The organism is Hymenobacter psychrotolerans DSM 18569 (assembly GCF_900142395.1).
Classification (GTDB): Bacteria; Bacteroidota; Bacteroidia; order Cytophagales; family Hymenobacteraceae; genus Hymenobacter; species Hymenobacter psychrotolerans.
In genome coordinates, this window is the sequence record NZ_FRAS01000028.1 from 1 (window position 1) to 13,186 (window position 13,186).

At 60.5% G+C, this 13,186-nt stretch carries 12 protein-coding genes; 2 read left to right on the top strand and 10 right to left on the bottom strand.

The genetic code is table 11. The annotated features are described in order from the left end of the window. The coding region (locus BUE15_RS18475) for a phosphoenolpyruvate carboxykinase (ATP) (RefSeq protein WP_139252419.1) at nucleotides 1-536 on the bottom strand (536 nt) is incomplete at its 3' end. 260 nt (nucleotides 537-796) lie between these two features. Here BUE15_RS18475 and BUE15_RS18480 point away from each other — a divergent pair. Beyond that, nucleotides 797-2,221: a peptide MFS transporter gene (locus tag BUE15_RS18480; protein ID WP_073288332.1), complete on the top strand. Its 1,425-nt coding sequence runs from the start codon at nucleotides 797-799 to the stop codon at nucleotides 2,219-2,221. A 387-nt stretch (nucleotides 2,222-2,608) separates the two neighbouring features. On the opposite strand, the gene groL is transcribed toward BUE15_RS18480, so the two are convergent. The 8 genes from groL to BUE15_RS18520 form a co-directional block, all read right to left on the bottom strand. Continuing rightward, entirely contained in the window at nucleotides 2,609-4,246 is a 1,638-nt protein-coding gene (gene groL, locus BUE15_RS18485) for a chaperonin GroEL (RefSeq protein WP_073288333.1), read from the bottom strand. A 43-nt stretch (nucleotides 4,247-4,289) separates the two neighbouring features. Continuing rightward, nucleotides 4,290-4,580, bottom strand: a complete 291-nt coding sequence (groES, locus tag BUE15_RS18490; protein WP_044017500.1) for a co-chaperone GroES — start codon at nucleotides 4,578-4,580, stop codon at nucleotides 4,290-4,292. 339 nt (nucleotides 4,581-4,919) lie between these two features. Continuing rightward, the gene (secG, locus tag BUE15_RS18495; RefSeq protein ID WP_073288335.1) at nucleotides 4,920-5,327 is read right to left on the bottom strand and encodes a preprotein translocase subunit SecG; all 408 of its coding nucleotides are present in this window, start codon (nucleotides 5,325-5,327) and stop codon (nucleotides 4,920-4,922) included. Next, on the bottom strand, nucleotides 5,328-6,770 hold the full coding sequence (locus tag BUE15_RS18500) for a hypothetical protein (protein WP_073288337.1): 1,443 nt from the start codon (nucleotides 6,768-6,770) through the stop codon (nucleotides 5,328-5,330). A 116-nt stretch (nucleotides 6,771-6,886) separates the two neighbouring features. Further along, a complete protein-coding gene (locus BUE15_RS18505) occupies nucleotides 6,887-7,426 on the bottom strand; it encodes an LptE family protein (protein WP_244535981.1) in 540 nt (179 codons plus the stop codon). Then, on the bottom strand, nucleotides 7,413-8,729 hold the full coding sequence (locus tag BUE15_RS18510) for a sigma-54 interaction domain-containing protein (RefSeq protein WP_073288338.1): 1,317 nt from the start codon (nucleotides 8,727-8,729) through the stop codon (nucleotides 7,413-7,415). The genes BUE15_RS18505 and BUE15_RS18510 overlap by 14 nt, the downstream gene beginning before the upstream one ends. Nucleotides 8,730-8,828: 99 nt before the next feature. Beyond that, nucleotides 8,829-10,292 carry a tRNA (N6-isopentenyl adenosine(37)-C2)-methylthiotransferase MiaB gene (gene miaB / locus BUE15_RS18515; RefSeq protein WP_073288340.1) on the bottom strand — a complete coding sequence of 488 codons (1,464 nt, stop codon included), beginning with the start codon at nucleotides 10,290-10,292 and terminating at the stop codon, nucleotides 8,829-8,831. A gap of 168 nt (nucleotides 10,293-10,460) precedes the next feature. Further along, entirely contained in the window at nucleotides 10,461-11,156 is a 696-nt protein-coding gene (locus tag BUE15_RS18520; RefSeq protein WP_073288343.1) for an HAD family hydrolase, read from the bottom strand. 62 nt (nucleotides 11,157-11,218) lie between these two features. Here BUE15_RS18520 and BUE15_RS18525 point away from each other — a divergent pair, with 62 nt between their 5' ends. Continuing rightward, nucleotides 11,219-11,857, top strand: coding sequence for a chloramphenicol acetyltransferase (locus BUE15_RS18525; protein ID WP_073288345.1), 639 nt, complete (start codon nucleotides 11,219-11,221; stop codon nucleotides 11,855-11,857). A 53-nt stretch (nucleotides 11,858-11,910) separates the two neighbouring features. Here the strand turns inward: BUE15_RS18525 and pabB are convergent, their stop codons facing one another. Beyond that, a complete protein-coding gene (pabB, locus tag BUE15_RS18530; RefSeq protein ID WP_084549173.1) occupies nucleotides 11,911-13,182 on the bottom strand; it encodes an aminodeoxychorismate synthase component I in 1,272 nt (423 codons plus the stop codon). Nucleotides 13,183-13,186: the final 4 nt, after the last annotated feature.

A 13,186-nucleotide genomic window follows, 5' to 3' on the forward strand; every position in this document is an offset into this window, starting at 1 on the left:
AGGATGGCGAAGTTCTTCTGGCGCGTGCCGTCGGTGGCCGGGTCGGCCTCGAAGCCCGGGGCGCAGATGATGGAGAAGTCCGGCGTCCAGCTCGTGTCGGCGCCGGCTGCGGGGCGCAGGAACATGTTGTAGCAGAACAGGTTGTGCCAGGCCAGCTCGTTCACAACGCGCAGCTTGAGCTGGTAGTCGGGGTGGGCGCCGGCGTAGGCCTCGCGCACGAACAGCTCCTTATCAGCCAGGTAGGCCGCCATTTTCTGGTGCAGCTGCTCGAACTTGTCCTCGGGGAAGGGGATGTTGATGTCGCCCCACCAGACGCTGTCCTGCGTGCCGGCATCTTTCACGATGAAGCGGTCCTTGGGCGAGCGGCCGGTGAAGGCGCCCGTGTCGGCCATGAGCGCGCCCGTGTCGGTGAGCACGCCTTCGTGGCGGCGCAGCGCGTGCGCGGTGAGCTGCTCGGGCGTGAGGTTCAGGTGCACCTGCGCGGCCCCGGTGAGGCCCAGGGTAGTAAGGCGGGCGTTGGCGGCGGAATCTAGCATAGCAAAAGCCGGAAACGGAAATTGGGTGGGAAAATGGGGAATGATAGGACAAAAATAGGCAAAACCGCGGTCCGGCAACGTTGCCGGTAGAAATACCGCGAAAATTCGCTGGCAGCCGATATGCAGTTGCCTTGCGTGCCCGGCACCGAATGGCCGATAGAGGCGCCTGTTCGGGGGTTGAGAAACTTTTGTAGCTTTACCAACCTCCGTGCGGTTGCAGCCGGCGGCTTTTTCCCAATCACCTCTTCTTTTTCCCGTTCATGCAAACTACCTCCGCCATTCAGGAGCAGCCTAGTACGCAGCAAGGTCATCCCCCCGGCCTCTACCTATTGTTTTTTACGGAAATGTGGGAACGGTTCAGCTACTACGGTATGCGGGGCCTGCTCATGCTCTACCTCTCGAAAACAGCAATGGAAGGCGGCCTGGGCATCAGTGCTGCCAGCGCTTCGCTGATTTACGGCTACTTCACCGGCTTCGTCTACCTGACTCCCATCATCGGGGGCTGGCTGGCCGATAAGTACATCGGGCAACGCCGGGCTATCCTGATTGGCGGCCTGACGATGGCGCTGGGGCAGTTCTTCCTGTTCATGCAGCCGGCTCTGTCGACGGAGGGTGCCCTCTTTGGGCTGCCTTGGCCCACAATGCTGGGCCTGCTGCTGCTGATTCTGGGCAACGGTTTCTTTAAGCCGAATATCTCTACCATCGTAGGCAAGCTCTACGAGCAGGGCGACCCGCGCCGGGATGCGGCTTTCACTATTTTCTACATGGGCATCAACACGGGCGCGTTTCTGGCGCCGCTCGTGTGCGGCTACTTCGCCGAAGACCTCTTCGCGACCAAAACCGTGGTGAACGGCGTGGAGCAGGTGGCCAGCTACGGCTTCCGCTATGGCTTCCTGGCCGCCGGTGTAGGTATGCTGGTGGGCCAATTGGCCTTCAACCTGCTGGGCAAACGTTTCCTGGGAGACGTGGGCATGTATCCGGAAGGCCGGAACGAAGACAAGACCGTAGCCAAAGCGCCGCTAACTAAGGAAGAAACCGACCGCATGGCCGTTATCTTCATTATCACGCTGTTTGTGGTGTTCTTCTGGGCTGGTTTCGAGCAGGCCGGTTCTTCCCTCACGCTCTACACTGATAAGTATATCAACCGTGAGGTAGCAGGGTTCCTGATTCCGACGTCGTGGTTCCAGTCCGTGAATGCCGGCTTCATTGTGCTGCTGGGCGCGCCGGTAGCTGCGTTGTGGGTGTATCTGGGCCGTCGTGGCAAAGACCTGAGCATTCCCGTGAAGATGGGACTGGGCATGGTGCTGCTGGGTGTCGGCTTCCTGTTCATGGTAGGCGCGGCAATGGAGCGCGGCGGCGACGTAGCCGACCAGACCATCAAAGCCAGCATCTGGTGGCTGATAGCCACTTATTTCTTCCACACAATCGGGGAGCTGTGTCTGTCGCCGGTGGGCTTGTCTATGGTGTCGCGCCTGTCGCCGGCCGCGCTTACGTCTATGCTGATGGGCGTGTGGTTCCTGGCGCCCTTCGTGGCCCAGATTGCGGGCGGCTACATTGCGGCCTACGTGGAAGAACTGGGCGCTCTGACCGTGTTCGGCCTGATTGCCGGATTCGTTATTCTGGCGGGCCTGATTCTGATTGCCATTGCCAAGAAACTGTTCCACATGATGCACGGCCGCGGCTAGACCACGGATTTAGACGGATTTTTCGGATTGCACGGATTCCGTTCTGGTAAGCAAAAAGGCCCCGTTGGCAACGCTAGTGGGGCCTTTTTGTGTGGTAGCTAAGCAGGCGTCCGGCCGGCTGGCTTCGTGCTGTCGCCCACCCCAGCCTGATACTTTCCGGGAATAGGAAGAAGAGGAAACGCTTTCGGTCTACATCGTTGGGCTTAGCTTAAAAGGTAGGTGCGCTTTTCACGTGGGCGGCTCAGGCGGCGCGAACGGCAACCGGTCGGACGCCTCCGGCATCGGACCGATGCTTGTTTAGATACATAAGAAAAGCCCCGCCGAACCAATGTCCGGCGGGGCTTTTCTTATGGGCTAACGGCTTATGTTGGGCCACCAGCGGTCTGATTACATCATGCCGCCCATGCCGCCCATGGCGTTGCCGGGAGCACCAGCGCCGCCTTTGTCATCCTCCGGCTCATCCGAAATAACGCACTCGGTGGTCAGGAGCAGGCCGGCAATAGAAGCGGCGTTTTCCAGAGCCAGACGCGTAACCTTGGTGGGGTCGAGGATACCAGCGGCCATCAGGTTTTCGTAACGGTCTTCGCGGGCGTTGTAGCCGTAGTCGGCCTGGCCTTCGCGCACCTTCTGCACTACTACCGAGCCTTCGCCACCGGCGTTAGCCACGATGGTCCGCAGGGGAGCTTCGATGGCCGTGCGGATGATGTTCACGCCGGTACGCTCGTCGCCGTTCAGGGTGTCAACTGCGTCCAGTGCGTCCAGCGCACGCACCAGTGCTACACCGCCGCCGGGAACTACGCCTTCTTCAACGGCTGCACGGGTAGCGTGCAGGGCATCGTCTACGCGGTCCTTCTTCTCCTTCATCTCCACCTCCGTAGAAGCGCCGATGTAGAGGATAGCTACGCCGCCCGACAGCTTGGCCAGACGCTCTTGCAGCTTCTCTTTGTCGTAGTCGGAAGTGGTAGTGCCGATCTGGGCTTTGATTTCGTTGATACGGCCGGTGATGGTTTCCTTCTCACCCTTGCCGTTTACGATGGTCGTGTTATCCTTGTCGATGATAACCTTCTCAGCCGTACCGAGGTACTCCAGCGTAGCGCTGTCCAGCTTGTAGCCGCGCTCTTCCGAAATAACCGTACCGCCCGTCAGAACGGCAATGTCTTCCAGCATCGCCTTGCGACGGTCGCCGAAGCCGGGAGCTTTCACGGCCGCGATTTTCAGCGAGCCACGCAGCTTGTTTACTACCAGCGTAGCCAGGGCTTCGCCGTCCACGTCTTCGGAGATGATAACCAGGGGTTTACCGGTCTGAACAACCTGCTCCAGCACGGGCAGCAGCTCCTTCATGGTGCTCACCTTCTTGTCGTAGATGAGGATGTAGGGGTTGTCGAACTCAGCCTCCATTTTCTCCGGGTTGGTCACGAAGTAGGGGGAGAGGTAGCCGCGGTCAAACTGCATGCCTTCCACCGTTTTTACTTCGGTTTCGGTGCCGCGCGCTTCTTCCACGGTGATAACGCCTTCCTTGCCCACTTTGTCCATAGCGTCGGCAATCATTTTGCCGATTTCCATGTCGTTGTTGGCCGAAATAGCGCCTACCTGGGCAATTTCCGACGAGTTTTCAATCTTCTTGGACTGGGCTTTCAGGTTGGCAACCACGGCAATTACTGCCTTGTCGATACCGCGTTTCAGGTCCATGGGGTTGGCACCGGCGGCTACGTTCTTCGAGCCGGCCGCGTAGATGGCCTGGGCCAGTACGGTAGCCGTGGTGGTGCCGTCGCCGGCCTGGTCAGCGGTTTTGGAAGCTACTTCCTTCACCAGCTGGGCGCCCATGTTTTCTACCGGGTCGCTCAGCTCAATTTCTTTGGCTACCGTCACACCGTCCTTGGTGATGCTCGGCGCGCCGAATTTCTTGTCGATAACCACGTTGCGGCCTTTCGGACCGAGGGTTACTTTCACGGCATTCGCCAGTTTGTCTACGCCGCGTTTCAGCTTGTCGCGGCCGTCGGTATCGAATTGGATGTTCTTAGCCATCAGTTATTCAGATGTTTGGAATTCGTAGAGAAAAAAGAGAGGCTTACAGTACGGCGAAGATGTCCGACTCCTTCATGATGAGGTAGTCCTGGCCGTCTACCGTAATTTCAGTGCCGGCATATTTGCCGTAGAGCACCTGGTCACCTGCTTTTACCTGCGGCTTGATGGTAGTGCCGTTGTCGGCTACTTTGCCTTCGCCTACGGCTACTACTTCACCACGCTGAGGTTTTTCCTTGGCCGTGTCGGGGATAATAATGCCCGATTTGGTTTTTTCCTCGGCAGCGGCCGGCGCGACGATGACGCGGTCAGCCAGCGGTTTGATGCTAAGCGACATATTGTACGTTTTGGTTGAAAGGTTTACTTGAAACAGGATGGTGTCGGCGGTCCTGCACTTCTTGTGCCAGCCCGCCAAACCTGACAGAATGGGCGGCAAAGAGGCCGAAAATGCGTCAGCTTGTTCCATGGAACTGCCAAACGTGTCAGAAAAAAGTGACAGCCCAGCCTACTATGCGGCCCCCGACGGGGCGAAGGTAAGGGAATAGCGGAGCGCGCAACGTGCATTATTGCGGGCTTCCTGCTGCACCAGTTCAGCTCCACTGGTGAAGTGGTCGGAAAAGAAAACGGCGGCTTCCTATGCAGGAAGCCGCCGTTTTGGCATTTCAGGTAGGGGAGTCTAGTTGGCCGGGGCGGGAGCTTCGGCGGGAGCCTGAGTTGGCTGCTGAGCCGGAGCAGCGTCGGTGCCGGGAGTGGCAGCCGGGGCTGCAGCGCCGGGCGCTGTAGGAGCCGGAGCGGCAGGCAGGCGGGTTTCCATGGCCTTCTGCTGGTTGATGCTGCGGCCGGGACCGGCATCAGTGGTGCCGTTGAGCACGTGGGTGCCCAGCGTGAATACCATCAGGGCAATAGCAAAGCCCCAGGTGAGCTTTTCCAGCAGGTCGCCGGTGCGCTTCACGCCCATCAGGTTGGCCGCGCCACCCGAGCCGAACTGGCTCGACAGCCCGCCGCCTTTGGGGTTCTGCGCCAGCACCACCAGGGCGAGCAGCACACACACGAAAATGATTAGAATAATGAGTGCAGTGTACATCTACTCCGGAGTTTGCAGTTGTTGAATTTGGTCGGCAAAGTACGCGCTTTTTTCCGGCTGCCGCATCATGAGCCGTTCATATATTTCAATGGCCTTGTCTATTTTGCCCTGCCGGACCATGATTTTAGCCAAGCTTTCGGAGGCCAGCTGCGGGGCCGCGCTGGTGCTGCGCACCGATAAGTCGGTCTGCTCCTCGGCCAGAGAAAGCCGGACTGCCGGCGACTTCAACCGGGGCTGATTTTTAAGGAAACGGTTAATCAGGTCCAGCGAAGACGAACTGGGCGCAACTTTTGGGCGATGAGCCGCACCATAAGCGTGCAGCAGTGCGTCAGGCGCGAAGAATTCGCCGGCGGGCAGGGCGGAGGTCAACTCGCCATCCTGCATCTGCAGCGCATAGCCCAGGCGGCTGCCGCCCCCCAGCAGTGCATATGCCAGCTCACTATCGGCAAGAAAAGAGGGAAAAGCTTCCCGGGCAACGGGTATTTCGTGCGGCTCTTCCTCCTGCTCCTCAACCCCGGGCAGCTGGTATGGCGCAGATGCAGCCGGAGTAGCAGAGGCGTCCAGCCCAAACTCAAAGCGGGAAATGCCCGCTTCTGCTGGGGGCCGAATGGGTGGTGCGGTGGCGGGCAGCAACTCTTCCGGCTCTGGTTCGGCCGGTACAGCTGTACTCTGCGGCCCTGTAGAAGCTGCGGCTGGCGGGTTTATTTCCGAAGCAGATTCAGTAATAGTAGAATCGTCTGTTGGCGCTGCTATTGCCGGAACTGCAGCAACAGGCAGGGCGGTTTCGGGCGCTGCCGTAAGAGGGGCAGGGGCTTCTGCTGACTCGGTCAGCGGCCCCTCGGTAGGGGTTTCGGCAGCTTCTGCAGCGGTAGGAAGAAGAGGCCCTGCCTCTGCGGTGTCGCGGTCTTGCTCCGGATGTTCGATGCCTGTTCCTTCCGATTCCGGGGCCTGACGACTTTCTGCTGAAGCTGTAAGTGAGGCCTCTGGAGTAGTATCCTCTTCTGCGGCAGACTCCGGAGTAGAAAGCTCCGGGGCCGGCGAAGCGGACTCGTCGGAACTATCGGCTACTTCCAGCGCCTGCACGTCCTCGGGGTCCAGGGTTTGGAAAAAAGCCGTGGCGGTGCCGGTTGGCAGGGCTGCCTGGCGGGTGCCGGTGGTTTCGGGCAAGCTCTGGGCAATATCTCCCGCCAGCAAGGCAGTCGGCTCCTGAGCAGGCTGCTCCAGCAACTGGCGCAGCAACTGCCGGTCGGCGGCGTAGGTGGCGGCCCGGCGCAGGCGCTGGCTGGCCAGCATGCTGCCCCGGTCATGAGCGGCCTTGGCCAGCAGCACGTGCGCCGTCTGGCAATACGGAAAAGTCGTCGCCAACTGTTCCAGCTCCCGGACTTCGGCTTCTGAAATCCGGCCTACATGGTCCAGAATATGTAACAGCGACGCACGGGTCATTGGGTAACTACTTGAGTGGCAAAGGTGTCGTCAGGAGGCAGGGCAGTATCAGCTTCCGGCCTGCTAACCAGCGGGGCGCAACAATACGGCAATTTAGGCAGGTAACCGCGCCAGCGCTACCAGTTCGCCACCGATTTGTTGAAGGCATCAGTGATGATGTTCTGCGTGATGCGGCGCGTGGCGGTAGGGTCGTTGTTGATCTGGGTAATGTCCTGCGTGGCCGTGAAGTCGCCGTTGCTCTGGAACGTCTGCTCGAAATCCTGTGCGGGGTCTTTGGTGTTGATGAATTTCACCCGGACCTGAATCGTGAGGCGGTTTACGCCGGCCTGGTCGATGCCGTTCTGGTTTTGGATGGCCGCCGGCGCGAAGTCGTAGGCCGTGATGGCGCCCTCAAACTGCAGGTCTCCGTCGCGCGGTACCAACTTGAGCGAGGTATTGCGCTGAAAATAGTCCTTGAAATCCTCGGTGAAGCGCTGCGCCAGAAAGGAAGGCCCGTTGCTGGACGTATTCTGGAAGGTGGCAATGGAAATGGTCTTCACGGTCGGGTCGAGGGTGGTGCCGGTGAACGAGTACACCTTGCAGCCCTGCACGCCCAGCAGCAGAAACAGCCCCAGCACCCAGAAAGCGGCCTTCGATACCTGATTATGCTTGTTCAAGGTCGTATTGCTTTAGCTTGCGGTAGAGCGTGCGCTCCGAAATTCCCAGGTCGTGAGCGGCGTATTTGCGCTTGTTGTGGTGCTTCTTCAGCGCCTTCAGAATCATTTCCTTTTCCTTGGCTTCCAGGCTCAGCGTTTCTTCCTCGGTTTCGTGCGGAATGTCTTCCACCCGCTGGGCATCCTCGTCTTCCTCGTAATCGGTGGCGTCATCAAGGGCGCCGGGCGTGAGGATGTACTCCGTAGCGCCGCCATCGGGGGAAGGCTGGCGCAGGGGGCGGGCACCTTCGTAAGGGGCGGCGTTGAGGTTGGTGAACAGATGGCTGTTCTGGCGCAGCAGCTCCTGCGAGTCCTGCGGGCGCTGCCCGGCGGCCAGCTCCAGCACCAGCTTCTTGAGGTCCGTCATGTCGCGGCGCATGTCGAAGAGCACCTTGTAGAGCAGGTCGCGCTCCGAGTAGCCGTTGCCGGCCGCATCGGGGCCGGCGGCGTGCAGCAGCATGGGAAGCTGGCTGGCCTGCTCCACGGGCAGGTACTGGCGCAGGCGGCGCATGTCTACGTCGCGGTCCGTTTCCAGCACCGACATTTGCTCGGCCACATTCTTGAGCTGGCGGATGTTGCCGGGGAAGCGGAAGCGCTGTAGTTCCTGCACTGCCTCGGGCGTCAGCGTGATGGGTTTCACGCGGTAGCGGTCTGCAAAGTCTGTAACGAACTTCCTGAATAGTAAGTAGATGTCGTCGCCACGTTCACGCAGTGGTGGAACTGTAATTGGGACGGTATTCAGGCGGTAGTAGAGGTCCTCACGGAAGCGGCCTTCGCGCACGGCATCCAGCAGATTTACGTTGGTAGCAGCAACTACACGCACATCCGTCTTCTGTACTTTCGAGGAGCCGACCCGGATAAACTCGCCGTTTTCGAGCACGCGCAGCAGGCGGGCCTGGGTGCCGAGCGGCATCTCGCCGATTTCATCGAGAAAGATGGTGCCGCCGTTGGTCACCTCGAAATAGCCTTTGCGGGCTTCCTGCGCCCCCGTAAACGAGCCTTTTTCGTGGCCGAACAGCTCCGAGTCGATGGTGCCTTCCGGAATGGCGCCGCAGTTGATGGCAATGAACTGCCCGTGCTTGCGCGGCGACAGGGCGTGGATAATCTTGGAAAACGACTCTTTGCCGGAGCCACTTTCACCTGAAATCAGCACCGTCATGTCGGTGGGAGCTACCTGCGCCGCTACCTGAATGGCGTAGTTCAGCGAAGGCGCATTGCCGATAATGCCAAAGCGCTGCTTTATAGATTGTATCTCGGAAGGTGTCAAGTCAGGAGGGTTTTCGTAGGGTAGACGAAAAGCGAGGGTGGTTTATTTTCAGGCAGGCGAAAGAAATTGCCTCATCCTCTAGCAGCCAATAACCGGCAGCTAGTCCACCAGCTCGCCCAGCAGTGCGGCTCCGGTGGTGTTGGTAACCAGCACGTTCACGTAGTCTCCTTTGCGGGCGGTGCCTTTCGGGAAGATGACCACCTGGTTCTGGCTGTTGCGGCCGCTCATCTGCTCTTCTGAGCGTTTGGAGCGGCCCTCTACCAGCACCCGGTGCACCCGGCCGACCATGCGGGCGTAGCGGGCACGGGCGTGTAGTTGCTGACGGTCAATGACTTCCTGCAAACGGCGCTTCTTGATTTCCAGCGGCACATCATCTTCCAGCTTGCGGGCGGCCAGCGTGCCGGGGCGCTCCGAGTAGAAGAAGTTGTAGCCCATATCGTACTGCACAAAGTCGATGAGGGTGAGCGTGTCTTGGTGTTCTTCCTCGGTTTCGGAGCAGAAACCCGAAATCATGTCGGTGCTGATGGCGCAGTCGTCGCCGAGGATGCGGCGGATGGCCTGCACCCGCTCTTCATACCAGGGCCGGTCGTAGGTGCGGTTCATTAGAGCCAGCACCCGCGAGTTGCCGCTCTGGGCGGGCAAGTGGATGTATTTGCAGATGTTTTCGTGCCGCGCCATCGTGAACAGCACCTCGTCGGTGATGTCCTTGGGGTGCGAAGTGGAGAAGCGCACCCGCAGCTCAGGGCTGATATTGGCCACGCGCTCCAGCAGCTGCGCGAAGTTTACCTGCTCCAGGCCATCTGCAGAAGCCCACTTATAGGAATCCACGTTCTGGCCAAGCAGCGTCACTTCCTTGTAGCCCTGGGCCACCAGCGCTTCGGCTTCGTGCACAATGCTGTGGGCGTCGCGGCTCCGCTCACGGCCCCGCGTGAAGGGCACGACGCAGAAGGAGCACATGTTGTCGCAGCCGCGCATGATGCTGATAAAGGCCGTAATGCCGTTCGAGTTCAGGCGCACCGGCGTGATGTCGGCGTAGGTTTCTTCGCGGCTCAGCAGCACGTTCACGGCTTTCTGGCCGCCATCTACCTGCTGGATCAGCTGGGGCAGGTCGCGGTAGGCATCGGGGCCCACTACCAGATCCACGAGCTTCTCTTCTTCGAGAAACTTGCTTTTCAGGCGCTCGGCCATGCAGCCCAGCACGCCCACCAGCATGGCCGGGTTGCGCTTTTTGTGGCTGTTGATCTGCTTGAGACGCATGCGCACGGTCTGCTCAGCCTTCTCCCGGATGGAGCAGGTGTTGAGCAGCACCAGGTCGGCACCGGCCAGGTCCTCGGTCGTGTCGAATCCCTCGTTGAAGAGGATGCTCGACACGATTTCGGAGTCAGAGAAGTTCATCTGGCAGCCATAGCTCTCCATGTAGAGCTTGCGCGAGCGGCCGGTACGGGTAGCAGGATTCACGCGCACTTCGCCGGAGGGCTCGTGGGCGTGGGTGGTGGCATCCGCAGCCGGGGTGGGCAGCGTGGGGATGTCCAGGAAATCGAGCGTAATCAGCGGTTGGGACATTTCAAAAGGCCTTAGCGGCGTCAGCTTCACGGTTCGGAGAAGGGCAAAGGTAGGATTTTCAGGCCGAAAATGACAGAATGGCAGAGACGGAATCAGGAGAAATCAGCGTATATCCAACAGCCGGGCTGCTACGCGGCGCGGTACTGCCTAGCTGCCCGCCGGACTACTTCAGGGCAGGTAGTCCAGCAACTCGCGCAGGTCCGTAATGGCGTGAAACTCCACGCCCACCAGCTGCTCAGGATCGAGGCGCTCGAACACCCAGGTGGCGTGAAACGGGATATGAATGGCCCTGAAGCCGAGTTGCGCCACGGGCAGGATATCGGATTTAAGCGAGTTGCCGATCATCACGAACTCGCCGGGCAGGGCGTTGTAGCGGGCCAGCAGGCGCTGGTAGGTGGCTTCGTCCTTTTCGCTTACAATTTCGACGTGGTCGAACAGCTCGCCCAGGCCGGAGCGAGCCAGCTTGCTTTCCTGGTCGAGCAGGTCGCCTTTGGTGAGCACCATGAGGCGGTGGCCGCGCCGGCGCAGCTCCGTCAGTACTTCCACCACGCCGGGCAGCGGCTCGATGGGGTAGCGTAGCAGGTCTTTGCCCAGATCCAGGATCTGCTGGATGTAGTGGCCCGTTACGGCGCCATCGGTGAGCTGGATGGCCGTTTCAATCATGGAAAGCATGAACGGCTTAGCGCCGTAGCCGAACAGCTTCATGTTCTGGCGCTGCACCTCGTGGAGGTGGGCATTGATGCGGGCCGGGTCGCCGCAATGGGCCAGAATTTCCAGCAGCCGGGCCTCTACCTGGTCGTAGTGGGGCTGGTTCGACCACAGCGTGTCGTCGGCGTCGAAGGCAATAAGATGAGGATCAGGCATGGTAGCAGCAGCGGGAAAAACAGCGTCGGAAAACGGCCCCAAAGTTACCGAACTTGCCACCCATGAAACAGCCGATAGACCTTGCCACCTGGAACCGCCGGGAGCATTTTGCTTTCTTCTCCGCCTTAGAAGAGCCGTTTTTCGGGCTGGTAGCGCCGGTGAACTGCACCGGAGCCCAGGCCGAAGCCAAGCGGCTGGGCGTGCCGTTTTTTCTGTACTACCTCTACCACGCCGTGGAAGCAGCCAACGCGGTACCGGAGTTTCGTACCCGCATCGAGGACGGGCAGGTGTACCTATATGACCGGGTGCACGCTTCTGCCACGCTGGGCCGCCCCGACCACACGTTTGCCTTTTCCTTTATCGAGCAGAACGAAGATCTGACGGGTTTTGTGGCGGCTGCCCAGGCGGAAGTAGCGGCCACGCAGGCCAGCACCGGCCTGCGCCTGAGCGACACCACTGCCCGCCCCGACGTGCTGCACTGCTCGGCCATTCCGTGGGTGCGCTTCAGCGGGCTCACTCACGCCCGCAGCTTCCGCCACCCCGACAGCTGCCCCAAGATTTCCTTCGGCCAGCTTTACGAGGAAAACGGCGCCATCTGGATGCCCGTGGCCGTAAACGTGCACCACGCCCTGGCCGATGGCTACCACGTGGGCCAGTTTCTGCAGGAATTCGAGCGGCGGCTTGACGGAGTGGCGGGATAGTGGGTTGTTCATGTAAATCCACTACTCCACCATTCCACCATTCCGCCAATCCACTACTCCACCACCGCGCCCAGCACGTCCAGAATGGCGCGGGCCTTGAGCAGGCATTCCTCGTATTCGCGCTCCGGCACCGAGTCGTAGGTGATGGCCGAGCCGACCTGGAAGCTGAGGTAGCCGGTGTCCTGGCGATACTGCAGGCTGCGGATGACGACGTTGAACTCAAAGTCGCCGCCGGGCCACACGTAGCCGATGCTGCCACTGTAGAGGCCGCGCCGGGTGCCTTCGTAGTGCTCGATAAGCTGCATGGCCCGGATTTTTGGCGCGCCGGTCATCGAGCCCATCGGGAAGGTGGCGCGCAGCACGTCTACCAGGTCTGCCTCGGGGCGCAGCTCGGCCTGTACCGTCGAAATCATCTGCCAGACGTGCCGGAACGGATACAGCCCGAACAATTCAGGCACCTGCACAGTGCCGGTCTGCGCCACGCGGGCCAGGTCGTTGCGCACCAGATCCACAATCATCAGGTTTTCGGCGCGCTCCTTTTCATCGTGCAGCAGGGTGTGGCGCTGCAGCTCGTCGTCGGTGGGCGTGTTGCCGCGCCGGATGGTGCCTTTGATGGGCTGCGAAATAACAGCCGACCCGCGCCGGGCCAGAAACCGCTCGGGCGAGGCGCAGAGCAGAAAATGGTCGTGGTGGCGGAAGAAGCCGGCAAACGGAGCGGGAGAAGCGGCATTCAGGCGCAGAAACACGTCTACCGGGTCCAGTGCTACGTTTTCGGCATAAAACTCCTGGCACAGATTCAGCTCGTACACCTCACCGTTCAGAATGTCCTCGCGCACATCTTCCACGGCCCGCAGATAGTCGGGCTTGGGCATGCGCGGGCGCATGGCTGGCACGGCCGGGGCCGGAAGCGCGGGCAGCGCAGTAGCTAGAATGTCCTTTAGCACACCCGCTGTATCGCCGTGTAGCTCAATCGATTCAGAGTGCCAGCGAAGCCACGTCTGAGGACGAAAAAAATGCAGCTGCGGCCACATCAGCCCCGAGGCATTGGCGCTCTGTAAGGCCTCAATTTCGTTCTTGACTTCGTAGCTGATACAGCCGCAGCCGGGAACCCCAGCTGGTAAGGCCGCCAGCCACGCGCGTAGTTCGGACAGGCTGCGCGGGGCATCGGCCGAGGCCGGGGCTACGGCCAGCAGCCGGTCGAATGGGCCAGCCGGATACGCCAGGTCGTTGTGCTCATAGTAGGCGCACTGCGCGAAGCCGGCCGCCCAGCGCAGGGCCCGGGCCCGGAAATCGGGGGGAAGCTCGGTAAGTGGAATCGTAAGCACAGTG

What these genes read in the sequence shown, in the direction of transcription:
- secG (WP_073288335.1), bottom strand. Translation starts at nt 5,327, where the DNA reads ATGTACACTGCACTCATTATTCTAATCATTTTCGTGTGTGTGCTGCTC.
- BUE15_RS18525 (WP_073288345.1), top strand. Translation starts at nt 11,219, where the DNA reads ATGAAACAGCCGATAGACCTTGCCACCTGGAACCGCCGGGAGCATTTT.
- BUE15_RS18500 (WP_073288337.1), bottom strand. Translation starts at nt 6,770, where the DNA reads ATGACCCGTGCGTCGCTGTTACATATTCTGGACCATGTAGGCCGGATT.
- BUE15_RS18520 (WP_073288343.1), bottom strand. Translation starts at nt 11,156, where the DNA reads ATGCCTGATCCTCATCTTATTGCCTTCGACGCCGACGACACGCTGTGG.
- groL (WP_073288333.1), bottom strand. Translation starts at nt 4,246, where the DNA reads ATGGCTAAGAACATCCAATTCGATACCGACGGCCGCGACAAGCTGAAA.
- groES (WP_044017500.1), bottom strand. Translation starts at nt 4,580, where the DNA reads ATGTCGCTTAGCATCAAACCGCTGGCTGACCGCGTCATCGTCGCGCCG.
- miaB (WP_073288340.1), bottom strand. Translation starts at nt 10,292, where the DNA reads ATGTCCCAACCGCTGATTACGCTCGATTTCCTGGACATCCCCACGCTG.
- BUE15_RS18480 (WP_073288332.1), top strand. Translation starts at nt 797, where the DNA reads ATGCAAACTACCTCCGCCATTCAGGAGCAGCCTAGTACGCAGCAAGGT.